This window comes from Microbulbifer agarilyticus (assembly GCF_020171345.1).
Taxonomy (GTDB): Bacteria; Pseudomonadota; Gammaproteobacteria; order Pseudomonadales; family Cellvibrionaceae; genus Microbulbifer; species Microbulbifer agarilyticus_D.
In genome coordinates, this window is record NZ_JAIUZM010000001.1 from 1,115,981 (window position 1) to 1,141,656 (window position 25,676).

Here is a 25,676-nt window from a genome sequence, read left to right on the forward strand (position 1 = left end):
GGCCTGCGTTCTAATTCAAAAATCTATGCGTCTGTGCGTATTGGGTTCTGTCGCGACTACTCCGATGCCAGCGGCAGATAAATCTGGAATTCGGTTTGCCCGGGCTCGCTCTCGCACTTAATGAGCCCGCGGTGCTGGTTAATAATGTGCTGCGAGAGGGACAGCCCCAGTCCGGTGCCCTCCGCGCGTCCCGAAATCATCGGGTAAAAAATGCGTTCGCGGATGTCCTCCGGTATGCCCGGCCCGTTATCCACAACATCGATGCGGCACACCAGCGAGCAGTGGCGACGACCGATGGTGAACTGACGCTGCACCCGGGTGCGGATCATCAAGCTGCCCTTGCTGAGGCCAATACTCTCGGCAATCGCCTGCATGGCATTGCGGGCAATATTCAGTACCGCCTGGATCAGCTGCTCGCTGTCGGCGGGAATGTCCGGAATCGATGGGTCGTAGTCGCGCTCGATAATCAATGCACCGCTGCACTCCGCCTCGATCAACTGCGCTACCCGCTCGGTAATGGTGTGTACATTTACCGGCTGCAGTTCGACCGGCTTGCGCGGGCCCAGCATCCGGTCCACCAGATTGCGCAGGCGGTCCGCCTCTTCGATGATGATCTGGGTGTACTCACCCAGGCCTTCGTCATCCAGCTCTTTCAATTCTGTTTGCAGTAACTGTGCCGCCCCGCGGATACCACCCAGTGGATTCTTTACCTCGTGCGCCATGCCGCGCACCAAGTTGCGGGTGGTCTCCTGCGCGGAAAGCAGCGCGTCTTCGCGGGCGATGCGCAGCAAGCGATCCATCGACTGCACCTCCAGTAACAACAGCCCCAGGTCCGGCAGCGGGGTTACCGAGTAGTCGACGGTGCACTCTTCCAAGTTATGCAACCGCCACAGGGCTCGGCGCACCGTGTACTTTTCACCACTGACCAGGCACGCCTGCAAAGCGGCCAACGCGGCGGGGTTTTCCCGCACCACCTCTTCCAGCGGCTGGCCACTGGCCCGTGCATTGGAGGCTGCCACCAGGTTTTCCGCAGCGGAATTCAGATAGCAGAGCGCCAGCTTGTCATCGAGCACCAATACGGCCGAGGTGAGGTTGTCCAGCAGCAGGCGTAACTGACGATCGTTGAGCATTCCAGCTTCCGAGGTTGAGGCGTTAAGTGTCGCGATCTTGTTCACTTGTCCGATTCGCCTATTGAGAGTGCAAGAAGCAAACCAAAATGGCGCAAAAAACAGATGAAACAGAATGAATTAGGGGGCACTGGCGGCGTCCGCTACCGGCGCGCGCACCATTATTGTGCATTGGGTGAAAAATAGCCAATTCTGGTGTTCATTGCGGGGCACGGCGCTGGGGTGCCGCGTGTCCGGGGGGGGCCGTCGGGCAGCGAGGGAGCGGGTGTATCAGACTTATGCGCCCGCTCGATGGGCGCATAAGCCGAAGTAGACCGGGTATTCGCGGATATTAGCGGGGCTTGGGACTGGGCGGTTTCGCAATACCCGGCACCTGGGGTGCCTGGGGCATCTGCGGTGCCTGCTGGGCGGGGAAGTCCGGTATCTGTCCGCCGGGTCGCTTCACATGGACCTGAATGGTTTGCGACTGCGCCAACGGCTGGCCGGTGGCGCTGTACAGCACCGCCTGGATGGTATGAGTACCGCGCTCCAGCGCGGAGATGTCCAGGCTGTTGGTGGATGAACCGCCACTCCAGCGCTGGCCGTCGATGACCGCGAAAAAGCGGTAACCATCCCGCGGTACCGGATTCAGGGCCACCTGTAGCACGATAAAGCGCTGACCGGGAGGGATGGTCGCATCATCCGCCGGACTGACAATGGCAAAGCTGATAGGCCCGAGGTCTTCGCGCTGGCGCTCATCGCCGGAGCGCGGAGATAGCTTGCGCGTGGGCAGCGCGCTCTTCGGCGCGATCGGCTGCACATTGATTGGCCCAATCTCAATCTTTTCCACCTTCTCGCCCGCCGGCGCGGTGTCGCTGAAGGTCACGCGGCCATCGGGGCCGACGATTTTGTACACCGAGCCATTACCAGTACCTGAGCCACCCTTGGTGGTGTCGGACTTGTCCTGGGCGCTCGCGGTGGCAATCAGCAGCGCGGCCAGTGGCACAGCAAGCAACGGGGTCAGTTTGATCATGGGTGCTCCCGCAATCTTGTTTTCAACCTACCTAATTAATAAGGCTAGTGTACTCGCGAACCCGGGCGCGACGTAAAGCGCCTGTGCACAAAAGAGCCATAAAATGCGCATAAAAAAAGCCCACACCGCAAGGTGTGGGCTTTCTCGTCATCTTTGCGCCGTTCTCACCAATTTCCCGGAGGAAAATCGGCGGCGGCGCGCTGATGATACCTGCTTATACGGAATAGTACAGGTCGAACTCAACCGGGTGAGTGGTCATGTTCACACGCTGAACTTCTTCACGCTTCAGGTCGATGTAGGCATCGATCGCGTCGTCGGTGAATACGCCACCTTCGGTCAGGAACGCGCGGTCCTGATCCAGTGCGTCCAGAGCCTGTTCCAGGCTGGAAGCAACGGTCGGGTACTCGGCCAGCTCTTCCGCCGGCAGATCGTACAGATCCTTGTCCGCAGCATCGCCAGGGTGGATCTTGTTCTTAACGCCGTCGAGGCCAGCCATCAGCAGAGCAGCGAAGGCCAGGTACGGGTTAGCGGTCGGATCCGGGAAGCGAGTTTCGATACGCTTGCCTTTCGGGCTCGGTACGAACGGGATACGGATGGACGCAGAACGGTTACGTGCGGAGTAAGCCAGGATTACTGGCGCTTCGAAGCCCGGAACCAGACGCTTGTAGGAGTTGGTAGACGCGTTACAGATGGCGTTCAGCGCGCGAGCGTGCTTGATGATACCGCCAACGTAGAACAGGGCAGTTTCAGACAGTCCAGCGTAAGCGTCGCCAGCGAACTGGTTTACGCCGTCTTTGCTGAAGGACTGGTGTACGTGCATACCAGAACCGTTGTCGCCTACCAGCGGCTTCGGCATGAAGGTCGCAGTCTTGCCGTAAGCGTGCGCTACGTTGTGTACCGCGTACTTCAGGATCTGAACTTCGTCCGCTTTCTTGGTCAGAGTGTTCGCGCCAACGCCGATTTCACACTGGCCAGCAGTACCCACTTCGTGGTGGTGTACTTCAATTTCCAGACCCATGGCTTCCATTGCGGAACACATGGCGGCACGTACGTCGTGCAGGGAGTCGACCGGAGGAACCGGGAAGTAACCGCCTTTCACGCCCGGACGGTGACCCATGTTGCCGTCGGTGAAGTTAGCGCCGGAAGACCAGGCCGCTTCTTCGGAGTTGATTTTGTAGAAGGCGCCACCCATTTCGGCACCCCAGGTGATGTCGTCGAATACGAAGAACTCAGGCTCCGGACCGAACAGCGCGGTGTCACCGAAACCAGTGGACTTCAGGTATTCCTCAGCGCGCAGCGCGATGGAACGCGGGTCGCGCTCGTAGCCCTGACCGGTGATCGGGTCAACGATGTTACAGCGAACGATTACAGTCGCTTCATCGGTGAACGGGTCCAGGAATGCAGTTTCGTCGTCCGGCATCAGGATCATGTCGGATTCGTTGATGCCTTTCCAGCCGGAGATGGAGGAGCCATCGAACATCTTGCCTTCTTCGAAGAACTCGCCGTCAACTTCCTTGCTGGGAAGGGAAACGTGTTGTTCCTTACCTTTGGTATCGGTGAAGCGCAGGTCTACCCATTTAGCTTCGCTCTCTTTGATGAGCCCGAGCGTTTTCGCTGACATTACAGTCCTCCAGGAATGAAAAAGTTATGTTCGCGCCAATTCGCTTTATCTTGTGGCAACTGTAAAAGCAAAGAGTGTGCCAAATTGGGGCAAATTGACGGCAGGGGGGTTCGGGGCGTCGGATTTGGTTGCTGGGGAGAACAATCGGATATAAATCACCCAACCCGAACCGGCATTACCACGCCAGCTTTCTCGGGTGACCCGCAGCATTCCCAAAAATGGTGCCCCCAAACCCTCCTTCGCACCATTTTAGGGCAACAATCGCGCAATTGGCACCAATTTGGTGCCGCAAGCAAATTCGCGATAGCGAGTTTATAATTCGCCACCTCTCCCGGGAAGCCAGCAAATTCTTTCCGGCCTCAAATTCAACCGCGGTTCCGGCACATCCCCTATGCACTTTGTCGTTAAGTTTTTCCCAGAGATCACCATCAAGAGCAATCCCGTGCGCAAGCGCATGTCGCGACAGCTCGCAGACAACCTGCGCAAGTTGATGCGGCAGCTGGATGACCGAATTCAGGTGCGCAAAGACTGGGAAAAAATCGACGTGACCGCCCCGGACGCAGTATCCCATCTTTCCGAGCGCATTGAAGAGGTACTGGCGCACACCCCGGGCATCGCCAACTTTGCCCGCGTGCAGCAGTTCCCGCTGGGCGACCTGGACGATATCTACCAGAAGACCCTCGCCATCTGGGGCCCGCAGCTGGCCGGCAAGACGTTCTGCGTGCGGGTAAAGCGCACCGGTAAACACGACTTCCAGTCACTGGACGTGGAGCAGTACGTGGGTGGCGGCCTCAACCAGAACACCGACGCGGCCGGGGTGAAACTGAAGAAACCCGACATCACCGTGAAGCTGGAAATCCGTCACGACAAGCTGAACGTGATTGAGGAGTTGCACCAGGGCCTCGGCGGTTTCCCACTGGGTACCCAGGACCCGGTCATCTCACTGGTGTCCGGCGGCTTCGATTCCACCGTATCCAGTTATCTCACCATCAAGCGCGGTATCCGCACCCATTTCCTGTTCTTTAACCTGGGCGGCCGCCAGCACGAGCTGGGGGTAAAGGAAGTCGCGTTTTACCTGTGGGACAAATACGGCTCCTCCCACCGGGTGCGCTTTGTCACCGTGCCGTTCGATGAAGTGGTAGCAGAAATCCTGGAGAAGGTCGACGACTCCTATATGGGCGTGACCCTGAAGCGCATGATGCTGCGCGCGGGCTCGGTCATCGCCAAGGAGCTGGAAGTGGACGCACTGGTCACCGGCGAAGCCATCGCCCAGGTTTCCAGCCAGACGTTGAAGAACCTAGCGGTCATCGACAGCGTCACCGACACCCTGGTGCTGCGCCCACTGATCACTTCCGACAAAACTGACATCATCCGCACTTCGCGCGAGATCGGCACAGAAGAATTCGCCGCGAACATGCCCGAGTACTGCGGCGTGATTTCCGTGAAACCCACCACCCGCGCCAAAATGGAAAAGGTCGAAAGTGAAGAAGCGCGCTTCGACTTCACCGTGCTCGACCGCGCGGTGGGCAACCGGGTGATGCAGAATATCGACGAGGTCATGGAAGACCTGGGTGAAGATGTCCCGCCAGTGGATATCTTCAAAGAGCCCGGCGATGCCATCATCATCGATATCCGCCATCCTACCGAGGAAGAGGTAAACCCGCTGGAGATCGACGACGCGGAAGTGGAAACCATCCCCTTCTATCGCCTCAGCACCGCCTTCCAGAAACTGGATAAAGACAAACAGTACCTGCTGTACTGCGCGCGCGGGGTGATGAGCCAGCTGCACGCGTCGCACCTGCTGGACGAAGGCTATCGCAACGTGGGTGTATTCCGCCCGGAAATCCCGCACCAGGGTAAATAACGCCCGTACTTCCCCTGCGAGACCGCGTAACAAGGCCCGCGCCATGACCAGTCGCGGGCCTGCTGGCGTGCGCCCGCAACGACAGCATAAAACTTTGCAGTCAGCACTTTCTTCGAGGCGAAGTGTCGCCTGAATCATTTTTGTAACAATTTGTTAGCTTTTGCTGTGTTCGCTAGCGACACACGGAATCACTGTGATAAAAGTTGCCAGCGATAAAAAATAACAACTGTCCAATGTTTCCACGAAGTCTGATAACGCTGTTAAGCCTGCTCCTCGTCTGCACACAAGTCGCGGCCGAAGAGTCACGCGCGCCAGTCTGGAAGTTGAGCCTGGCCGTTGGCGAGGGTGTGATTGAGAATCCACTTAAGGGGCGGGATAACGGGACAACCAGTCTGTTGCCGTCCTTCAGTTACTATGGCGACCGCTTCTTCGTCAGCAACCTGACCGTCGGCTATAGCCTGCTGGAACAAAAGAATTTATATGTAGACCTGGTCGTCCGACCGAATGAAGACGGGATATTTTTCCAGCTAGACCGTGACGACTACACCATGGCCTCACTGTCGAACATCCTTGGCAGTACCGGCGGCGCCTTCGGCTGGACACCGGAAAATATTTCACGGGATATCTCCGCGGTCGCCGGGCCGAGCGCAACATTCGTAACCGCGCCGGTGGATATTTCCTTTGCCTATTTTCAGGATATCACCAAGGTCCATTACGGCTCCGAAACCCATCTGAGTTTCGACAAGCAATACCCATTGTTTGGGGGCTCGTTCGCCTGGAGCCTGGGCGCTGTGCAAAAAGATGCGGACCTGGTGAACTATTACTACCATCTGCGCCCAGAAGAAGCCGGGAGATTCGCCTACTCCTACACGAGACAGTTTCCCCCTGATGATGTCACCGACCGCTATGCGCGAGTTCAATTCGCGTATCCACTGGGGAAACACTTCGAACTCAAACTCGCAGCCAAATTCAACCAGTTCGACCTGGATGGTCGAAATCCGCTGATGATCGAAAAGCCGGAAACCCTAAGTTGGTTTGCCGGCATTCAGTACAGTATCGGTGGCGATCGATGAAACGGCTGTATCTGATTCTCTTCAGCATCTTTCTATTGGGCACCAACCAAGGCGTGCTGGCAGCGGAACTGCGTATTACGCCCTCACTGTGTGCAGTGGCGGAAGATGAAGAGCTGTGCAACATTTCGGTGACGGTGGATTTCCAAGCAAAAGATGACAATGAATACTGCCTCATCGTTTCCGGGCGCGGGCTGGTAAGCTGCTTTTCTGCGAATGACGGCCGCTCGCTGCAGGTCTATGTCTCGGCACACGAAGACCTTTATTTCAAAGTCACCAACAGTGCGAGTGGACTGCAGGTAGCCCAGGCAACGCTAAAAGTCGCCAAGTTTCGCCCCAAACGTCACCAGCGTCGCTATGGCTGGGGGTTCTTGTGAAGCCCATGGGCGGCTACCGCATCCTGTTGCTCGAAGATGACCAACAGCTCGCCGAACTCACCTTACGCTTTCTAAGTGCGCGCCAGTGCGAAGTGATACACGCGGCCAGCGGCAAAGATTTCCTTAAGGCTTTGCACCATCGCGATTACGATCTGATTATTGCCGACGTAGTATTGCCCGATGCCAGCGGCTTCCAGTTGTTAGAACAATGCCGATACCAGATCAACTGTCCATTAATTTTCCTGAGCGCGCTGAGTTCCGTTAACGATCAGGTTAGCGGTCTCGATCTAGGTGCCTGCGACTATCTGGTAAAGCCCGTGGATCCGGAATTACTGTGGGCTAAGATCACCGCAAATATTAGAAACGCCAAACGTCCCACTCTAGTCAGCGATATTTGTTTTGGACCACTGCAAATCGACCTGACCACGCGCGCTGCTTCCATTTACGGCGATGTCATTGAGCTGACCGCAAACGAGTTCGACCTGCTGCTGATCTTTGCCGAGCAACCCACCCAGCTGTTGAGCCGTGAATATCTTTTCCGCCGAGTGATCGGGCGGGAATTTGATGGTCTCGACCGGGTGGTGGACATGCGAGTCAGCCGCCTACGTAAAAAGTTAGATAGTTTTAACGATGGCGTGGCGATCCGCTCCATTCGCGGCCGCGGCTATGCGCTACATACGACGGCTGGTAACGGCTAATGCGAAGTCAAATGCTGCGCTTGCTGGGGATCTTTGCTCTGGCACTCATCGTCGTGCTGAGCGCACTGAGCGCGCTGTACCAGAATTATTCCGACCAACCCGGCGAATATGCCATCAGCGCCGCACAACTTGCCAAAGTACTTGAGCACCGCGACGCACCGCTCGCACAACGCTATCCGCTGAATGCCGTGCACTTCCCCCACGACCTGATGGAACGCATGCAGGCCGGAGAAATTATCGGCCTGGACAATAGCAATGAGCAGATCCTTTTCTACCACCTGAGTGATAACAATGTTGTCCAGATAGGCCCCTTCCCGCAGCGTCAGCCAGAAAGTGTGACGCAATGGCGATTGTTGTTTATTGGCGCCATGCTTTTGGTGTTGTTGGCCGCAATCTGGCCAATGTTTCGGGACCTGAATCGCCTGCAAAATACCGCGATTCGTTTCAGCAAAAAACCATTTCGCCTACCTTCGCGCACCAGCCGCCGTTCGACCATTTACCCCCTGGCGGAGACCTTCCGCCGCAACGCGAATATTGTGCTGGGATACTGTCGCATGAACCAGGATCTGGCGCGTACCATTGCGCATGAAATTCGCACGCCTTTGGCAAGGATTAAGTTCCAGCTGGCCCTTGAAGACAAGGGTAGCGAGGCTGCCCGCATGATCGCCCAGGCCACGGGCGATATCGAATCGCTGATCGAAAAATACCTGACCTTTGCCAAGATAGAAATCCAGGAACAGTTTATTTCCCGCAAGCAGAACGAACTCAATTCATTTTTCAGCGCACTGTCGGATTCTCTCGAGGTGCAATGCCCGGACTTGCAGATCGGCTATTACTTTGCCGATGGTAATGCCTGGTTTGAACCGGATTCGTTGACCATTGCGATTCACAATCTGATCACCAATGCGCGCAAATACGCCGAGGATCGTGTGGATGTGCGCTTCCATCACGATATCAACCGCTGCGTACTGACAATTGAGGACAACGGGGCGGGGCTCGGCGGCGACGCACTGGAGCTGACCGACGCCTTTACGCGGTCGGCAACGGATGATCAGGGATATGGACTGGGGCTCTATATCGTCAAGAAGGTGATGATGTGGCACGACGGAGAGCTCCAATTAGACCGGTCACCGAAACTGGGTGGTACCCGCGCCACGCTCAGCTGGCCAAATTCCGCCTGAATTACCGCATCTGAGACTGCCCAAGCAGCACACAAATCTTTAGATCCTGAACCCCAGGTCACGCCTGTTCCGCGTCGGCAAAGACGTCATATCCAACCGTCAGCCCCAGGGCCACCTTCCCACCGACGAAGTCGCTCCCCGCAACTAAACTGAACATATTCCTTGATGAAGCCGGGATGGGCTGATGCCAACCAATCTGCGAGCAATTTCGGGCCTGTACCTACTCTGCGCACTGCTATTTATTGGTGGCTGCGAGCGCACACCAGAAGATTCAGGACCCCGAAAACAGACAGAGACCAGTACCGAATACGTTGAAGGCGGTGCGGACTCCACGGAGGCTGACGACGACACTGACGCCACGGCCATAAATAGCGCTTCCGGTAAGCCCCATAAAAAGTTCAGCGGGAAGGCGGCACAAAAAGGTGATCTTCGCCCCAGTGCCACATGGGAACCAGAAACCTCTGGGGAATATCCGATTGGTGCGTTCAATAACTATGTCGAAACCGGTGACCTTGATGCGATCAAAAAGCGCGGCATGCTGCGCATTCTGGTAGACATCGCAAATACAGACTCTTTGCACCGCGCGGCGACCCAGCAGGATATTGAGATCGAACTGGCAAGACAGAAAGCGGAAAAGCTGGGCCTCGAGCCCGTGGTTCTATTCGTGGAAAATTTTGACCGCCTCATTCCGCTATTGGTCGAAGGGAAGGGCGATATCATCGCCAACAATCTGGTGCCCACCGGGGAGCGCGCAGAGCTCATCGATTTTAGCAAAACCATCGGCAAGACCCATGACACCCTGGTTTCACACAAGGATATGCCCAAGGTCAAACCTGGCGATTCGCTGCAAGGAAAAACCCTCGTGGTCACCAAGGGGACGGTTTTTGAGACACGCGGCAGGGAAATCGCCAAACAACACCCGGGTCTGAAACTTGAGGTGGTCACACAAAATTATGTCGAGCTGGCAATCGACGTTTCCATGGGGCATATCGACTTCACGGTGATCGATGAACAGATTTTCGATCTGGTGCAACAGTTCCGTGACAATATCAAAAAAAATGTGGTGTTTGAACGGGAAGACCCGCTGACCATCGGTATTCGCAAAGACTCACCGCAGTTAAAGCAGGCACTCAATGAGGCCATCCGCAGCATCAAGCTGACCAGCCCCCACACCCGCCATATTGGCGATCTGGATTCAATCAAGGAACGCGGTGTAATCCGTGCGGTGACCCGCAACCATCCCGGCACCTATTTTATGTGGAAAGGGCGCGTGATGGGCTATGAATATGAATTACTGCAGCAATTTGCCAAGAGCCTCGGTGTGCGACTGGAAATTGTGGTTGCTCCCACGCACATGGAGATATTCACCATGGTACGTGACGGCAAGGCAGATGTTGCTGCCAGTCTGATCTCCGACACCGAAGCGCGGGATGAAGCGGGTATGAACTTTGGCCCCCACTACATAAAGGCCGCGGTATCCATTGTTGGCCAGCCGGAGGACAAGTTAGAGAAACTGGAAGACTTGAATGGCAGAACCATCCATTTGCTGAAGTCCAGCAGCCAGTTCGAAGTGCTCATGACGCTAATGCAGGAGCGCCCCGAGTTCAGGGATTTAAAGATCGACATTCAGCTCGTTCCGGAGAATTTGACCATACCGCAGATTCTTGATCGTGTGGCCGATGGCGAGTATGACCTTACGATTGCCGATGATGTTACCGTCCGCCTGGAAAAACATTGGCGCGACGACATTGTGAAGATTTACGACCTCAAAATTGAAGATAATTTTTATGCGTGGATGGTACGGGAAAGCAATCCCCAGCTGCTCACCGCAATCGAGAAGTTCTTTAACAGCCCCAAAACCGTCAAACTGCGCGAAACACTGTACAAGAAATATTTTGACCATCCGCGTAGAACCCGGAATGAAATCAAGTCGCTCAGCGTGAAGGGCGAAATCTCCCCCTACGACGAGCTCATTAAAAAATATGCGGAGGAATTTAACTTCGACTGGCGACTGATCGTCGCACAAATGTTTCAGGAGAGTTCATTCGACCCCAAAGCGAAATCCTGGGTGGGTGCGCAGGGTCTGATGCAGGTGATGCCGGATACCGGCAAGCAGGTAGGTGAGAAGAACCTGTTCGACCCTGAAACCAGTGTGCGTGCCGGCCTGAAATACCTGCGCTGGCTGTATCGTAAATTCGAGGACAAGGGGATCAGCCCCGAGAACCGAATGTGGTTTACCCTTGCCTCGTATAACGCGGGTCTCGGCCACGTATACGACGCGCAGGACCTGGCGGAAGAAAAAGGTTGGGACCGCAATGTCTGGTTTGGCAATGTGGAAAACGCGATGCTGCTGCTTTCGCAAAGGAAATACTACTCCAAGGCACGCTACGGTTACGCACGCGGGCAGGAACCCTACGATTACGTACGCAAAATTTCCCAGCGCTTCCGCACTTACGCGGCGCTACTGGAGGCCTACCGTCGCCAACAGGACGTCAGCGCAATTCACTGCGTGCTGGCAGCAGCGTGGCCAGACTGGCTCGGCGGCTATGCTGCGCGTGCAGAACCCCGCTTCGCGCGGTGTGGACCTGCAGGGACACTGGCCAGCACCCGTTGAGCCAAAGCGGCCCGAACGCGAGCAGCAGCACCCCGGGGTCACGGGTTTCTGTTCTACCAAATGGCGACTCTTCTAGTCTGGAAGCACCGGCATCGACCAATATTGAGTCCCACATAGTGCCTTGTTACTCGTACGCAGGCGTTTGCAAGTCGCGTGCGCGCAAGACGCTACCGCCAGCCAGGCGATTTTTTCGCACAACTTTTCACCAGTTCAACTCCCAATTGACACATTTCAGCTCTATAATGCGCGCGCTTTGGCCGGATAGCCGCTGTATTCCTCTCAGCCCAGCCCCCGCCTGACCTTATTCTCCGGTGTGACCCGACGGTTGCGCCCAATCACGCATTACGCCCAGAGGCCCCCTGTGATAGACAATCTTCGCAATATCGCGATCATCGCCCACGTTGACCACGGCAAGACCACCTTGGTGGACAAGCTGCTGCAGCAGTCCGGCACCCTCGACCGCCGCAGCGCCGATTCCGAGCGCGTGATGGACTCCAACGATCAGGAAAAAGAGCGCGGTATTACCATCCTCGCCAAGAACACCGCGATCAACTGGAACGATTACCGTATCAACATCGTGGATACCCCTGGGCACGCCGACTTCGGTGGTGAGGTAGAGCGCGTGCTGTCTATGGTGGACTCGGTGCTGCTGCTGGTAGACGCGGTAGACGGCCCCATGCCACAGACCCGCTTCGTAACCCAGAAGGCATTCGAGCAGGGCCTGAACCCGATCGTGGTTATCAACAAGATCGACCGCCCGGGCGCGCGCCCAGACTGGGTAATGGACCAGGTATTCGACCTGTTCGACAGCCTCGGCGCCACCGATGAGCAGCTGGACTTCCCGGTAATCTACGCCTCTGCCCTGAACGGCATCGCCGGCACCGACGAAACCGATATGGCGGACGACATGACCCCGCTGTTCCAGATGATCGTCGACAAGGTTGAGCCGCCCAAGGTTGACCAGGACGGCCCCTTCCAGATGCAGATCTCCGCGCTGGACTACAACAGCTACGTGGGCGTAATCGGTGTTGGCCGCATCACCCGCGGCACCCTGAAGCCGAACCAGCAGACCGTGGTACTCGACCGCGAAGGCAACTCCCGCAAGGCCAAGGTTCTGCAGGTCATGGGTTACCTGGGCCTGGAGCGTGTGGAAGTGGAACAAGCCAGCGCCGGTGACATCGTTTGTATTACCGGTGTCGGTGAGCTGAATATTTCCGACACCCTGTGCGATCCGGAAAACCCGGAAGTGTTGCCTGCACTGACCGTGGACGAGCCCACCGTAAGCATGACCTTCCAGGTAAATGACTCGCCGTTTGCCGGCCAGGACGGCAAGTACGTTACCAGCCGCAACATCAAGGAGCGCCTGGACCAGGAACTGATCCACAACGTGGCACTGCGTGTGGAGCAGGGCGATTCCCCGGACAAGTTCAAGGTATCCGGCCGTGGTGAGCTGCACCTGTCGGTACTGATCGAATCCATGCGTCGCGAAGGCTTCGAGCTGGGTGTATCCCGTCCGGAAGTCGTACAGAAGATTGTCGACGGTGAAGTACAGGAGCCGTACGAGCAGGTAGTGATCGACGTCGAAGATCAGCACCAGGGTTCCATTATGGAAGAGCTGGGTCTGCGCAAGGCCGAACTCACTAACATGGAGCCGGACGGCAAGGGCCGTGTGCGCCTGACCTTCGTGGTACCGTCCCGCGGCATGATCGGTTTCCGTAACCAGTTCCTCACCCTGACCAGCGGCTCCGGCATCATGACCAGCATCTTCGACCACTACGGTCCGGTGAAGGAAGGCGATGTAACCAGCCGCATCAACGGTGTCCTGGTGTCCATGGTGAAAGGCAAAACCCTGGCTTACGCGCTGTATGCACTGCAGGACCGCGGCCGTCTGTTCCTGGGCCACGGCGAGGAGATCTACGAGGGCCAGATCGTGGGCATCCACTCCCGCGACAACGACCTAGTGGTAAACCCGACCAAGGCCAAGCAGCTCACTAACGTACGCGCCGCCGGCACCGACGAAGCCCTGACCCTGACGCCGCCAATTCGCCACACCCTTGAGCAGGCGCTGGAATTCATTGAAGACGACGAGCTGTGTGAGGTAACCCCGAACCACATCCGTCTACGCAAAAAAATCCTGCAGGAAAATATGCGCAAGCGCGCGAAGAAGTAATTCTTCGGAGACAGAAAAAACGGGCCCAATGGCCCGTTTTTTTATCGGCGTTGCAATGTGCTCACGGCAGCTCTCGTCTGCCAGGCAGCACCGTTGACGACGCAAACAAAAAAGCGCCCCGAAGGGCGCTTTTTTTACTTCCGGATCAGGCGAGTTGATTAGAACTCGTAACCCGCCTTGAGGTAGTAGAAGCCACCGCCAATGCCATAAGGCGAGGTTTCGTAGTAAATACCACCCAGTACATTGTCCGGCGCGCCGACGATGGAGCCATCGATCTTGCCGCCCATGTTGTCAAACAGGTTGGACGCACCGGCTGTCAGGGAAACGGATTCCGCCGCCTGGTAGGAAACCTCCATGTCCATGGTGAACTCGGAGCCCAACTGCTCGCCAAACCAGTCGGCGTGAACCCCTACATACTCACCGTAGAAGTTGGTGCGCACGAAGGCGCTGAGCTTGTCCCAGTTCTGCGCCACGGTGAAGGAAGCGCGATGCTCCGGCAGTCCGCGCTCCAGGCGAACGGCCTTACAGATCTCACCCTGGTCATTCAGGAAGGCACCACCACAGGTGGCATCTCCGCCGTTGACCTCGGTCTTGGTCCAGTTGTAGGCCAGGCTGAAGTCCGTGACACCGTCGAACAGTTCCGCACCGTAGGTTGCCACTACATCGACACCGGTGGTTTCGGTATCGAAATCATTGGCGAAGTAGTTGATCTGTCCGATCAGCTCCGGGTTGGGCACACCCGCTGCCGCCATGGCCGCGCGCTGGGCGTCGGTAGGTGCGGCGTTGTCGGTCAGTGCAATGCGGTCTTCCACTTCGATGTAATAGGCATCGATGGTCACATCGACATCCCCTGCGGACATGACCAGGCCGGTGGCGAAGTTAACCGACTCTTCCGGCGTCAACTCTGCCTCACCCAGCTTGGGCGCCGGCAGGGTTTGCGCCTGGGTCAACTGGCCACCAACGATGGAAGTCTGGGTATTGACCACAGAAGCCTGCCCCATGGTGGGCGCACGGAAACCGGTGCTGTGGGAGCCGCGCCAGGCGACGTTGTCGGTCAGCTGCCAGTTGAAGGTCAACTTGTAGTTGGCGGTATCACCGAAGGTGTCGAAGTCCTCGTAGCGCAGGGCACCGCCCAGCAACAGGTCGTCGGTCAGCTGGTTCTCTACATCCACATAGAGGGCATAGTTGCTACGCTCTGCAGTGCCTGCAGAATCAATCGAGAATCCGGCAAAACCGTGCGAGCCGATATTGAAGCCCTGGTCGGCCAGCGGCCCCACCTGCCAGGACATGCCTTCGCCAGCGATAATCTGGAAGGACTCGTCACGCCACTCGGTACCCATGGCGAGGCTGAGGGTATCGAACTGCTTTTGCACGTCGAAGTTTAGGGTCTTTTCCAGCTGGATGTAGGCGCCGGTATCGAAATTGCGCTTGCTGTCCGGGCCAAATGACGGGTTGATAGTATTGTTCAGGCCAAATTGCGCCTCATTGCGACCAACAGAGGCGCTGACATCGTAATTCCAGCCCTGCATGAAACCATCGCTAAACTCACCGCGGCGACCTGCAGTAATGGAGTTGTCGGTAATGTCACCGACAAAGCGCGGGGTGTAACCACCGGGAATCATCTTGTTGAAGACGAAGCAGTTATCGTCCGCGGTCAGCCCAGAAGTCACCATGTCGGAACCATCCGCCAGCGGCACGGTGCGGTAGGCATCGCAGCTCGCGGCGTTGCCATCCAAGGCACCAACCAAGCGAACATCCCCAGTCGTGTAAACGCCGTCACGGCCATTCGGGTTGCGGTAATAGAAGCCGCCGTCCACCGTGCGGGTTGAATGATTACCGAACGCATAAATTTCGCTGCCGTCTTGCAGATCGATACCGAAATTCGCAAACAGAGTCAGGTCATCGTCAATCTTGGGTGAACCCCAGATCTGTGCCGGTGCCGCCACGGCGGTGTTGCCGGCATCAATCATTTCCTGGGCGTCAGGCCGCTGAACTGAGCGTGACGTGTCGTCGACATTCTTCATCTGGAAGCTCAGATTCAGGAAGCCGGCATCGGTCATGGGCATACCGTAGTTGCCGGAGATCGTCGTAGCCTGTCCATCGCCCTCAAAAAATTCCCCGCTTTTGACTTCCAGCGAGCCACCCTCGGCATCATCCTTCAGCACGAAGTTCATCACCCCGGCAATGGCATCTGAACCGTACTGGGCCGCGGCGCCGTCACGCAGTACTTCAACCTGCTTGAGCGCAACGCTGGGGATTACGGAAATATCCGGGCCCTGGGCACCGTCGTTCAGGCCGCCGCCCTGGAAGGCAATGACAGAAGCGCGATGGCGGCGCTTGCCATTCACCAGGATCAGGGTTGAATCAGAGGACAGGCCGCGCATGTTCACCGGGCGGATCATTGAGGCCGCGTCACTAATCGGTTGGTCATGCACGTTGAAAGAAGGCACCGAGCCCTTTAGCAAGTCGAGCATATCGCTGCTGCCGGATTTGGCCAGGTCATTCGCATTGAGTACATCCACCGGTACTGGGGATTCCGATACCGACCGGGCTTTAGTTCTGGTACCGACCGTAACCACTTCTTCCAGAATTTCCTGGCTTTCTCCGCTGGTCTGCGCAAATGCTGGCATGCCTAAGCTACCAGCCAATGCAACAAGGGAAAGAGAAGTTACTATTCCTTGCACCGTCATATTGTCTCTCCAGTTAGCACTATGTATTTCTTATATGGCCAAAATTCGCCGTGTGGATTTCTATTGACGAAATTGGCTTGATGAAAGCAAAGGGCTATTTAATTCCTCTACTGACCGGTTGATTGGAAAACATTAACGGGGGGAAGTCCACCACTAAACAGAACATGAATCTCTACGATGCGGAAAGAAAGTCACAAAAAACGCATAATCCACAAATGGCAAAAATTACAGAGAGGGGGCGGGCGCAAATACCCGGTTTTCGGCTCGATCAAGCCGCGGGCGGTGCCGTGGCCACGAACGCAGAATCCTTGCCAGCCATTTCCAGCAAGCGCTGTAAATTGTCGTGCCCGTTAATGGAATAACGCTGGCGAAACTGCCCCCAGGCAGCCGCCACCGCGATGCGATAGTCGGCATCATTAAATTCGCCGAACACGGGCAACGGCGCCGAGTTCAGCTCGCCCAAAATCGATTCAACACGCTTTTGCTGACGGCGCGTGTATACATTTTCGTTCAGGTCCAAACCGGTACGCTCCAGCAGGAATAAATTGATCGCACTGTCCAGCAAGGTATTCGCAAGGCAATAGCGATCGAGATCTTGTATGTCGCCGATGAATTCCTGCCCCGCTTTTTCACGTATGTATTTTACGATACTCGTGGAGTCGGTGAGCCTGAGTGCACCATCTTCCAGGAACGGTACGCGCAGGGTTGGAGTACCGGGATCTTTACTCGCATGAATATCCAGTTCGACCATTTCCCAATCGAGATTAGATTGCATCAGGGCAATACGGCAGTGGCGCACAAAGGGTGAAGTGAAGCTGCCAAAAAGTTTCATAACGCAGATGTTCCTTTTACAAATCCATACCCGGAAGACGTGATCTGCATCATGACGAAAAGAAAGATACGCGGCAAATAAAAAAACGGGCCACCTGGCCCGTTCTTTCGTTGGCACTCAATCACCAATTAGAAATTGAAGCGGGTACCCAGCTCAGCAACAAAGCTGCTCACTTCCATATCGAAGCGGGCATCGAAAAGATCCGCGTTGACGCGAATATCGTCGGTTTCGCGCCAGCGCAGGCCGCCGAATACGGTCAGCTGTTCGGTTGCATCGAAGTTAACGCCGGCCATTACCTGGTAGGCAAATACGCTGTCGTCGTCGTTGACGATCGTTACGCCAGACGGACGATACTCAACATCGATGTCGGCGTTACCAATGCCAGCGCCGATGTAAGGCTTGAAGGGGCTACCCAGATCGAAGTCGTAATACACATTGGCAAATAGATAGCTTGCGTCGAACTCACCGCGGCCGTCGGCGACCAGATCCGCAACGCTCACGCCCAGATTATCTGGCGCGCCAGTCACCAGAACACCGGCGTCTTCACTGCCCAGCGCGATACCCGCGGTGGCAACGTTGCTGTGGGATTCAACGTCGTTCATGGAGCGCGCATACTCCGCTTCAAAACGAACCTGGCCCATGTTGTAACCGAGTGTCAGACTGTACGCGGTACCACTGTCGACATTGGTGTTCCAACCGACATCAGTACCCGCAGGGAGCGCAACGCCCGCCGGCAGGGTAGTGCCAGGACCGGTGACAAATTCACTGCTGAAGCTGCCACTGGTAGCCGTATTGTCCATATTGCTGTAACCGATGTTACCGCCAATATAGAAATCCTCTGCCTGTGCAGAGATAGAAAGTGCGCTCATCGCCAGGGAAAGAATGAGTTTGTTTTTGCTGAACATAAATACACTCCGAAATTTGCGATTCGATTTAGATCGTTTATTTGATCTTTGTCATTGAAGGTTGCGCTTGGAGTACGGGCGCAGCAAATGTGCGGATTGATTGCAGGGGGGGCAAATTTGAAAAATCGTGAAGCAGTTGGAACTTCAGAATATTGGTTCGCGCTGGATTGATCTAAACAAAATTTGCTTGCGTAGATATAGGCTTAATTTATAAAAATTTGGCACCGATTCACACGCTCAGAAATTTCGACACGAACCCAGCGTGCGCCAATTTTTGTTAAACCTAATCCGCCCAATCGTGTCCGTTTTGATTTTCTGGAAAAAAACGCGCATCCACTTTGCGCCAGGTGGCGAGCGCCGCGCGCGAGTGCAGGCTTACGGTCAGCTGCAAAAAGTCGTCCTGGGCGGCGCGCAGGGCGGCTAGCCCCTGGTGGGCAGCAATTTCATGGGGAAAGCGGTTGGTACCGGCGCCGAGCGCTGGAAACAGCAGGCGGCGCAATCCACGCTCTCTGGCGAGCGCCAGCACGCTGTCGTAACACGCGCGCAGTTGCGCCACCACTTGTGCCCCCCACTGGTCACCACTACTCCACTGAGGGGTGACTGTATGGATCAGATGATTCACCAGTAGATTGGGTGCGGCGCTCATCCGGGCCTCGCCCACCGGGCACTCGGGCAGTTGCGAGCATTCACTGACCAACTCGTCACCGGCGCGATCATAGATCTGTGCGGACAGGCCGCGGCCCCGAATCAGGTGCTTGTGGGCGGGACACACCAGTGCATCGGCCTCCAGACTGAGAACATCTTCACAAATCAGTAGCAGCCGCCCCATGACCCTCTCCGCGCCAGTCCCATTCGCCTTTAATATAGCCCGCTGAGCGCCCGGTGTTAGCCGGCGGGAAACACACGGCTAATGGAAGTGGCCGAACAGAGTACTGGCGATACCATGGAAATCACTGCAGCAACCACCAACGAAGTCTTGCACAACGACAGCGCCGATCCGGTCGCACAGGCCCGCGCCCTGGAACTGCGCCGGCGGATTCAGGCCTCGGGCTATATGCTGATCTTCGCCCTCGCGATTACTGGCGCCATGGGCGTGATTGCACTGATGTCCGCGGATGCGGTGCTGTCCACAACGCTGTTTATCGTGGCAGGGATTATTCTGCTGTCCTACGTGGGCGTGAATATCGCCGGTCCCAGCCGCAAGACGCCGATTCTGGTAGGTGCACTGCTGCTGGTATTGTTTTTCTATCTATTGCTGTCCGGTGGCGTGAATAACACCGGCCTGATGTGGGCGGTCATGCTGGTGCCGGGCTTTATCAACCTGTATGGCTACAAGTGGGGCACGGTCACCCTTGGCGGTATCGGTGGCGCCACCGCGCTGATCCTGTTCTACCCGGACTTCCCGGGACTGCTGGCGGAATACGACACCGCCCACCGCGCGCGCTTTATCGCCGTATTCGGCGCCCTCACCGCGCTGACCGCGATCCTCGACAGCAGCCGTCACCAGACCCAACAGATGCTGCACAAGCTCACCGCAGAACTGGAAAGCCACGCCAGCACCGATGCGCTCACCGGGCTGGCCAACCGCCGCGAAGCCTACCGCGCCATCGATGAGATGGAGCGGCGCAACCACGAACTGGCCGGGCGCTACGCGGTGCTGATTGGTGACCTGGACAGCTTCAAGGCGATCAACGACACCTACGGCCACTGCTTCGGTGACCGTATCCTGCAGGACGTCGCGCAGACACTGCAGGACAATACCCGCGCGGACGATGTGGTCGCGCGCTGGGGCGGCGAGGAGTTCTTGATTCTGCTGCCCAATACGGACGTACAGGGCGGCGGCATACTGGCCGAGAAGCTGCGCCACAAGGTCGAGGCGCTGAGCGGCCAGTACGAAGAGGATGTGAAAATTTCTATCAGTTTCGGCGTTGCCGAAGGTGGCAACAACGCAAAGCAGAGCCAGCTACTGGCGGAAGCGGACTCCCGCCTGTACCGGGCCAAGGACAGCGGTCGTAATCAGGTCATCACCACCTGAGAACGATACCCGGCATCTCAGTCACAACGGGCTAAACGAGATGTTCCTGCAGCTCCTGCTTAACGTCTTCCGGAATCGGTGCCTTGGTCTGCTGCGCATAGTCAAAGTGCACCATCACACAGTCCCCCTGCGCCACCAGCTTGCCCTTCTGCCACACTTCCTGATGGATGGTCATTGAGGTATTGCCCACGCTGCTCAGGCTGGTGCGGATTTCCACCGGTGAGTACAGGTAGATCTGCGCGACAAAATCCACATCCATTTTCTTCAGGATCAGATTCCACTTCTGCAGATCGAGCGTCGGATTGAACAGCTCGAAGATCGGTGTGCGCCCCTGCTCAAACCACACCGGCACCACGGTGTTGTTGATATGCCCGAGGGCATCGGATTCGCTGAAGCGGGGTTCGATCTGAAAGCTGAACATGAAAATCCTTGCAAAGTTTTGTGTTGTTTTGCGAGAGCCTACCGCACTTTCTTTTCCAATTGTTCTTTTCAGAAAAATTCCGCTTTTACCTCCCGCTCGGGGTGAGACACAGGCACACAAGCCTGCGTAAAATGCGCCCCAGAATTTCCTGCGCGTCAATGACAAAGGCTGTCGCGCACATGACTGTTTACCACCATTTTGGTCGCCGATTACCTGTTTACTTATTTATGAGCCAGAAAACCAAACGTCCCCTGTATATCCCCCACGCCGGCCCCTCGCTGCTGGAGATGCCGCTGCTGAACAAGGGCAGCGCCTTCACCTTACAGGAGCGTATCGAGTTCAACCTGGTGGGCTTGCTGCCCAACAACGTGGAGTCCATCAGCGAGCAGGCGCGCCGTGCCTACCACCAGTACCAGCAGTGCAGCACGGATCTGGAGCGCCATATCTACCTGCGCGCGATCCAGGATGACAACGAAACCTTGTTCTTCCGCCTGATCGAACAACACATCGAAGAGATGCTGCCGATCATCTATACCCCCACCGTGGGCGCGGCCTGTGAAGAGTTCTCCAATATCTACCGCAACCACCGCGGACTGTTTGTGTCCTACCCGGACCGCAAACACATGGACGATATCCTGCGCAGTGCGACCAAGGAAAACGTAAAAGTCATCGTGGTCACCGACGGCGAGCGCATTCTCGGCCTCGGCGACCAGGGTATTGGCGGTATGGGCATTCCCATCGGCAAGCTGTCCCTGTACACCGCCTGCGGCGGTATCAGCCCGGCCTATACGCTGCCGGTCACCCTGGATGTGGGCACCAACAACCGCACCCTGTTGAACGACCCCATGTATATGGGCTGGCGCAACGAGCGTATTTCCCAGGAGGAGTACGATGAATTCATTGAGGAATTTATTGCCGCGGTAAAACGTCGCTGGCCCAAGGTATTGATTCAGTTCGAAGACTTCGCCCAGAACAACGCCATGCCGCTGCTCAACCGCTATCGCGATGAGGTGTGCTGCTTCAACGACGATATTCAGGGCACCGCTTCGGTGGCACTCGGCACCATGCTCGCCGCGTGCAAGGCCAAGGAAGAGACGCTGTCCAAACAGAAGGTGCTGGTGGTGGGTGCCGGTTCCGCTGGCTGTGGTATTGCCGAGCAGGCGGTCTCCGCCATGGTCGGCGACGGGCTCAGCGAAAAAAAGGCCCGCGAGCGCATCTTTATGTTCGACCGCTACGGCCTGGTCACCAACGAGATGAAGGGCCTGCACGATTTCCAGGAAAAACTGGCGCAGAGCACCGACAAATATCCGCACTCCCCGGAATGGGACCTGCAGACCCTGATCGAACACGTGAAGCCCACCATCCTGATCGGCGTATCGGGCCAGGGCGGATTGTTCACCCAGCCGGTGATTGAAGCGCTGCACAAAGGCTGCAAGCGCCCACTGGTAATGCCGCTGTCCAACCCAACCTCGCGCGCCGAAGCCACGCCGCAGGAAGTGCTGGAGTGGACCCAGGGTGAGGCCATGGTGGCCACCGGCAGTCCGTTTGATCCGGTCGAACTCGATGGTAAGAAATACCCCATCGCCCAGTGCAACAACGTGTACATCTTCCCGGGCGTCGGCCTGGGTGTGATCGCGGCCAATGCCAACCGGGTGACCGAGAACATGCTGATGGCGGCCTCCAACGCGCTGGCAGAAAACGCGCCAGTAGTAAAAGAGGGCAGCGGCGCGCTGTTACCGGCGATGTCGAACATTCGCGAGGTGGGCAAGGCCATTGCCATGGCCGTGGGCCTGCAGGCACAGGAAGACGGCGTAGCCCCGGGTATTACCCAGGAGAAGCTGGAGAGAAATATCGAGAAGAATTTCTGGTCGCCGAACTACCGGCGTTATCGCCGGGTTGCCTTCTAGGGCAGTCCGCCGCCAATTGTGTCTGGCCGCGCCTGCGGCCGGATCATTTATTTCTTACCATTTTTTTTCTTTTTCTCGCCGTTTTTTCCCGAATCCTTATCTTCCTTGTTCACCTCTTTGTTCAACGCGTGGTATTTCTTGCGGATACTGTCGATATCCACGGTGGGCTTGGGGAATTTCATATCCAGTGACTGCAGTGCGCGCAACACGATTTGCGATACAACCAGGTTGCGAAACCACTTCTTATTCGCCGGAATAACGAACCAGGGCGCGTGCTTGGTACTGCACTTTTCCAGCACATCTTCGAATGCCGTCGTATAGTCGTCCCAATACTGTGCCTCGGAGTAATCCGACTCACTGATCTTCCAGTGTCGCGCCGGATCGTCGATACGCTTCTTAAAGCGTTCCAACTGCTCATCGGCATCGATATGCAGGTAAAACTTAAGAACGGTAGTGCCATTGTCGGCGAGTAACTTTTCAAAGTTATTGATGTGTTCATAGCGCCCGGACCAAATTTTTTTTGGCACTATGTTGTGCACTCGCTGAACCAGTACATCCTCATAGTGCGAGCGATTAAAAATCGCCGCATGGCCACGCCGTGGAGTCACCTTGTGACAGCGCCACAGGAAGTCGTGCTCCGATTCTGCCGTTGACGGCTGCTTGAACCCGGTTACTGTACACCCCTGCGGGTTCATAAAACCCAACACATGGTTGATGGTGCCGTCCTTGCCTGCGGCATCGCGCCCCTGCAAGCAGATTAACAGCGAGTGTTTATGTTCGGCGTACATCAGATACTGCAATTCACGCAGCTTGATCTTGTATTCCTGCGTGACCGCAATCGCCGCGTCTTCATCCTTGATATCGCCATGATACGAGGCATCAATTTTGCCCAGATGCACCTTGCTCCCCGGTTTGACACGGAAATCGTCAAAGTAGTCCACTGCTTTTCTCCGGAACTTTTTCTGCACCACCGAGATGCTGGTAGAGCACGCGCTTTACCACGTCGAGCACTAACATCCAGACGAGCATGTAACACCACACCAACCCGATAATCACCCAGGGTATTTTCGGCACCAGCCAGCCAAAGCCGCACATCAATACGGCAAGTACCTGGGTACCGAGAATCGCGATCACCAGCGGGCGCGGTCAGAATGATCGCCGCCGCTGCGCGCGCGGCGTCGGTGGCACCACTCACGGCAATACCGCAATCGGCCTGCTTGAGAGCCGGGGCATCGTTGACCCCATCGCCGGTCATCGCCACCTGGTGATGCTGGCCCTGCAGTGCTTTCACAATCGCGTATTTGTGCTCGGGAAACACCCGTCCGAAACCATCCACTTTCTCTACACATTCGATGCTTTTCTGCGGCAGATGATCGGGATTAAAGTCCTTGGGAAACACATCCGCCGCATTCAGGATATTGGTGCCGATGCCAACCTGTTGTGCGATTTCCTTACCGATGGCCACATCGTCACCGGTAATCATTTTTACCGCGAGCCCATGCTCCCGCGCCCGGGCGATGGTCTCACGAGAATCTTCGCGGGGAGGATCCTCCAGTGACAGGATGCCGAGAAATGACCAGTGATCGCCGTCATTTTCCGACATGGAAACGGCCAGCGCGCGCAAACCATGCGCGGCCAGATCCGCCACACTCTGCTCGACTTTTTTCGCCGCGTCGCCTTCAAGCGCACACAATTTGGCGATGGCCTGGGGCGCACCTTTGGCGAAGCTCAGCGCCTTGCCATCGGCATTGGTCACTTTGGCGAGTGTGTATTTGGTAACCGGGTCAAAGGGGGTAAAGTCACTGCGGATATACTTTTTCAGTGCGGAGGGGTCTTTTATTCCGGCGGCGATTGCGCAATCGATGGGGTCACTGGAACCGGCCTCCGAGGCGAGCGCAGCACCGACGATCAGGGTATCGGCATCCTCTGCATCAAACAGTTTTGGTTCGTGTAAGGTGAGCTGGTTTTTGGTGAGCGTACCGGTTTTGTCGGTACACAGGATATCCACGCCCGCGAGTTCCTCGATCGATTCGAGGCGCGACACAATGGCTTTCTTGCGCGACAGCGCCAGCGCACCGAGTGCATTGGTGACGGTGACCACCGATGGCATGGCGACAGGAATCGACGCAATTAGCAGCACCAGCACCAGACGCAAAATATCGACCGCACTGGACCAGTGCCAGTCTTTCGCCACTACGATATCGTGGTACAGCTCATAGCCCACCAGGACCAGCGCCAGCAACAGGCAGAAAAAAATCAGAAAGTCGCCGATCTGGGTCATGGCGCGCTGTGAATGCGACATGCCTTTGCCGGCACTGGCCACGAGTTTGGCCGTGCGCCCAAAAAAGGTATTGCTACCCGTACCGATGACCACAGCACTCATGGCGCCGCGCTTGGCGATACTGCCGGAGTAACCGATGTCGCCGGCCTTCTTATCCACCGGCAGTGACTCGCCAGTGAGCGCAGCCTGATCGATGCTAATGAAGTCACCATCGATAAAACGCACATCCGCGGGCACTATCTGCCCCAGGCGCACGCGTACGATATCCCCGGGAACTACTTCCGCCGCATCTACTGCCTGATAGTCACCATCGCGCAGCACTTCCGCCTTGGGCGCCATGCCGGCTTTCAGCGCAGCGAGCGCACGGGATGCCTTACGCTCCTGCCAGAAACCGGCTACCGCGTTGTACAGCAGCAGCACGCTGATAATTGCGAAGTCCGCCCAGTGCCCGATGATCGCCGACAGCAAGGCGGCAGCTTCGATCATCCACGGTATCGGGCCCCAGAAATAATGCAGGAAGCGGCGCCATGCACTTTCTTCTTTCTCGGTGATGGCGTTGGAACCATATTCTTGCAGGCGTGACTTGGCATCCGCACCGGTGAGGCCCTTTGCGGACGTACCCAAAGTGGCAAAAACACTCGCCAGATCTACCGTCTCCAGGTTGACCTGATCAGCGGTGGCGGAGTCGCCGGATGCAGCAGTTGTCGGTTTCCCGTCACCGGGAGAAGTCGAAGTAGCCAAGGTTTCCCCAGATCACAATACACGCCAGCGACCGCAAAAACGACGCCATATAGTTAATCTAGCAGCTGGAGATGGTTTTGCCGCCTGAGGGCATAAAGGAAGAAAAAATGCCGCCTTGGGCAAAGGCGGC

19 protein-coding genes are annotated in these 25,676 nt (G+C 56.6%); 9 read left to right on the plus strand and 10 right to left on the minus strand.

Annotation, left to right across the window (positions count from 1 at the left end; genetic code table 11):
* Window positions 1-56: 56 nt before the first annotated feature.
* From glnL to glnA, 3 genes are all read right to left on the minus strand, one after another.
* Window positions 57-1,130, minus strand: a complete 1,074-nt coding sequence (glnL, locus tag LCM31_RS04615) for a nitrogen regulation protein NR(II) (RefSeq protein ID WP_224867931.1) — start codon at window positions 1,128-1,130, stop codon at window positions 57-59.
* A 328-nt stretch (window positions 1,131-1,458) separates the two neighbouring features.
* A complete protein-coding gene (locus LCM31_RS04620) occupies window positions 1,459-2,139 on the minus strand; it encodes a DUF4124 domain-containing protein (RefSeq protein ID WP_224867932.1) in 681 nt (226 codons plus the stop codon).
* A 214-nt stretch (window positions 2,140-2,353) separates the two neighbouring features.
* Complete coding sequence (gene glnA, locus LCM31_RS04625; protein WP_224867934.1) at window positions 2,354-3,760, minus strand: glutamate--ammonia ligase; 1,407 nt, start codon at window positions 3,758-3,760, stop codon at window positions 2,354-2,356.
* A 391-nt stretch (window positions 3,761-4,151) separates the two neighbouring features.
* On the opposite strand from glnA, the gene thiI reads away from it, so the two are divergent.
* The 7 genes from thiI (at window position 4,152) to typA (ending at window position 13,734) form a co-directional block, all read left to right on the plus strand.
* Complete coding sequence (thiI, locus tag LCM31_RS04630) at window positions 4,152-5,624, plus strand: tRNA uracil 4-sulfurtransferase ThiI (protein WP_224867936.1); 1,473 nt, start codon at window positions 4,152-4,154, stop codon at window positions 5,622-5,624.
* A gap of 233 nt (window positions 5,625-5,857) precedes the next feature.
* On the plus strand, window positions 5,858-6,697 hold the full coding sequence (locus LCM31_RS04635) for a MipA/OmpV family protein (protein ID WP_224867938.1): 840 nt from the start codon (window positions 5,858-5,860) through the stop codon (window positions 6,695-6,697).
* Entirely contained in the window at window positions 6,694-7,071 is a 378-nt protein-coding gene (locus LCM31_RS04640) for a DUF3019 domain-containing protein (protein ID WP_224867939.1), read from the plus strand. The genes LCM31_RS04635 and LCM31_RS04640 overlap by 4 nt, the downstream gene beginning before the upstream one ends.
* 5 nt (window positions 7,072-7,076) lie before the next feature.
* Window positions 7,077-7,769: a response regulator transcription factor gene (locus LCM31_RS04645; protein WP_224867940.1), complete on the plus strand. Its 693-nt coding sequence runs from the start codon at window positions 7,077-7,079 to the stop codon at window positions 7,767-7,769.
* Window positions 7,769-8,950 (plus strand): ATP-binding protein, encoded by a 1,182-nt coding sequence (locus LCM31_RS04650; RefSeq protein WP_224867941.1) that lies wholly within the window; start codon window positions 7,769-7,771, stop codon window positions 8,948-8,950. The genes LCM31_RS04645 and LCM31_RS04650 overlap by 1 nt, the downstream gene beginning before the upstream one ends.
* 184 nt (window positions 8,951-9,134) lie before the next feature.
* Window positions 9,135-11,564, plus strand: a complete 2,430-nt coding sequence (locus LCM31_RS04655) for an MltF family protein (RefSeq protein ID WP_224867942.1) — start codon at window positions 9,135-9,137, stop codon at window positions 11,562-11,564.
* Window positions 11,565-11,925: 361 nt separating this feature from the next.
* The gene (gene typA, locus LCM31_RS04660; protein WP_224867943.1) at window positions 11,926-13,734 is read left to right on the plus strand and encodes a translational GTPase TypA; all 1,809 of its coding nucleotides are present in this window, start codon (window positions 11,926-11,928) and stop codon (window positions 13,732-13,734) included.
* Window positions 13,735-13,892: 158 nt separating this feature from the next.
* Here typA and LCM31_RS04665 read toward each other — a convergent pair whose 3' ends face one another.
* From LCM31_RS04665 to LCM31_RS04680, 4 genes are all read right to left on the minus strand, one after another.
* Window positions 13,893-16,364: a TonB-dependent receptor plug domain-containing protein gene (locus LCM31_RS04665; protein WP_224867944.1), complete on the minus strand. Its 2,472-nt coding sequence runs from the start codon at window positions 16,362-16,364 to the stop codon at window positions 13,893-13,895.
* A gap of 328 nt (window positions 16,365-16,692) precedes the next feature.
* Window positions 16,693-17,256 (minus strand): glutathione S-transferase family protein, encoded by a 564-nt coding sequence (locus tag LCM31_RS04670; RefSeq protein WP_224867945.1) that lies wholly within the window; start codon window positions 17,254-17,256, stop codon window positions 16,693-16,695.
* A 128-nt stretch (window positions 17,257-17,384) separates the two neighbouring features.
* Window positions 17,385-18,161 carry an outer membrane beta-barrel protein gene (locus tag LCM31_RS04675; protein WP_224867947.1) on the minus strand — a complete coding sequence of 259 codons (777 nt, stop codon included), beginning with the start codon at window positions 18,159-18,161 and terminating at the stop codon, window positions 17,385-17,387.
* Window positions 18,162-18,444: 283 nt separating this feature from the next.
* The gene (locus LCM31_RS04680; RefSeq protein WP_224867948.1) at window positions 18,445-18,990 is read right to left on the minus strand and encodes a macro domain-containing protein; all 546 of its coding nucleotides are present in this window, start codon (window positions 18,988-18,990) and stop codon (window positions 18,445-18,447) included.
* An 81-nt stretch (window positions 18,991-19,071) separates the two neighbouring features.
* Between LCM31_RS04680 and LCM31_RS04685 the strand changes: the two genes are divergently transcribed.
* On the plus strand, window positions 19,072-20,196 hold the full coding sequence (locus LCM31_RS04685) for a GGDEF domain-containing protein (protein WP_224867950.1): 1,125 nt from the start codon (window positions 19,072-19,074) through the stop codon (window positions 20,194-20,196).
* 31 nt (window positions 20,197-20,227) lie between these two features.
* Here the strand turns inward: LCM31_RS04685 and LCM31_RS04690 are convergent, their stop codons facing one another.
* On the minus strand, window positions 20,228-20,617 hold the full coding sequence (locus LCM31_RS04690) for an acyl-CoA thioesterase (RefSeq protein ID WP_224867952.1): 390 nt from the start codon (window positions 20,615-20,617) through the stop codon (window positions 20,228-20,230).
* 227 nt (window positions 20,618-20,844) lie between these two features.
* Between LCM31_RS04690 and LCM31_RS04695 the strand changes: the two genes are divergently transcribed.
* Complete coding sequence (locus tag LCM31_RS04695) at window positions 20,845-22,524, plus strand: NAD-dependent malic enzyme (RefSeq protein WP_224867954.1); 1,680 nt, start codon at window positions 20,845-20,847, stop codon at window positions 22,522-22,524.
* 47 nt (window positions 22,525-22,571) lie between these two features.
* Here LCM31_RS04695 and LCM31_RS04700 read toward each other — a convergent pair whose 3' ends face one another.
* Window positions 22,572-23,423, minus strand: a complete 852-nt coding sequence (locus LCM31_RS04700; RefSeq protein ID WP_224867956.1) for a polyphosphate kinase 2 family protein — start codon at window positions 23,421-23,423, stop codon at window positions 22,572-22,574.
* Complete coding sequence (locus LCM31_RS04705) at window positions 23,312-25,546, minus strand: plasma-membrane proton-efflux P-type ATPase (RefSeq protein ID WP_224867958.1); 2,235 nt, start codon at window positions 25,544-25,546, stop codon at window positions 23,312-23,314. The genes LCM31_RS04700 and LCM31_RS04705 overlap by 112 nt, the downstream gene beginning before the upstream one ends.
* Window positions 25,547-25,676 lie beyond the last annotated feature (130 nt).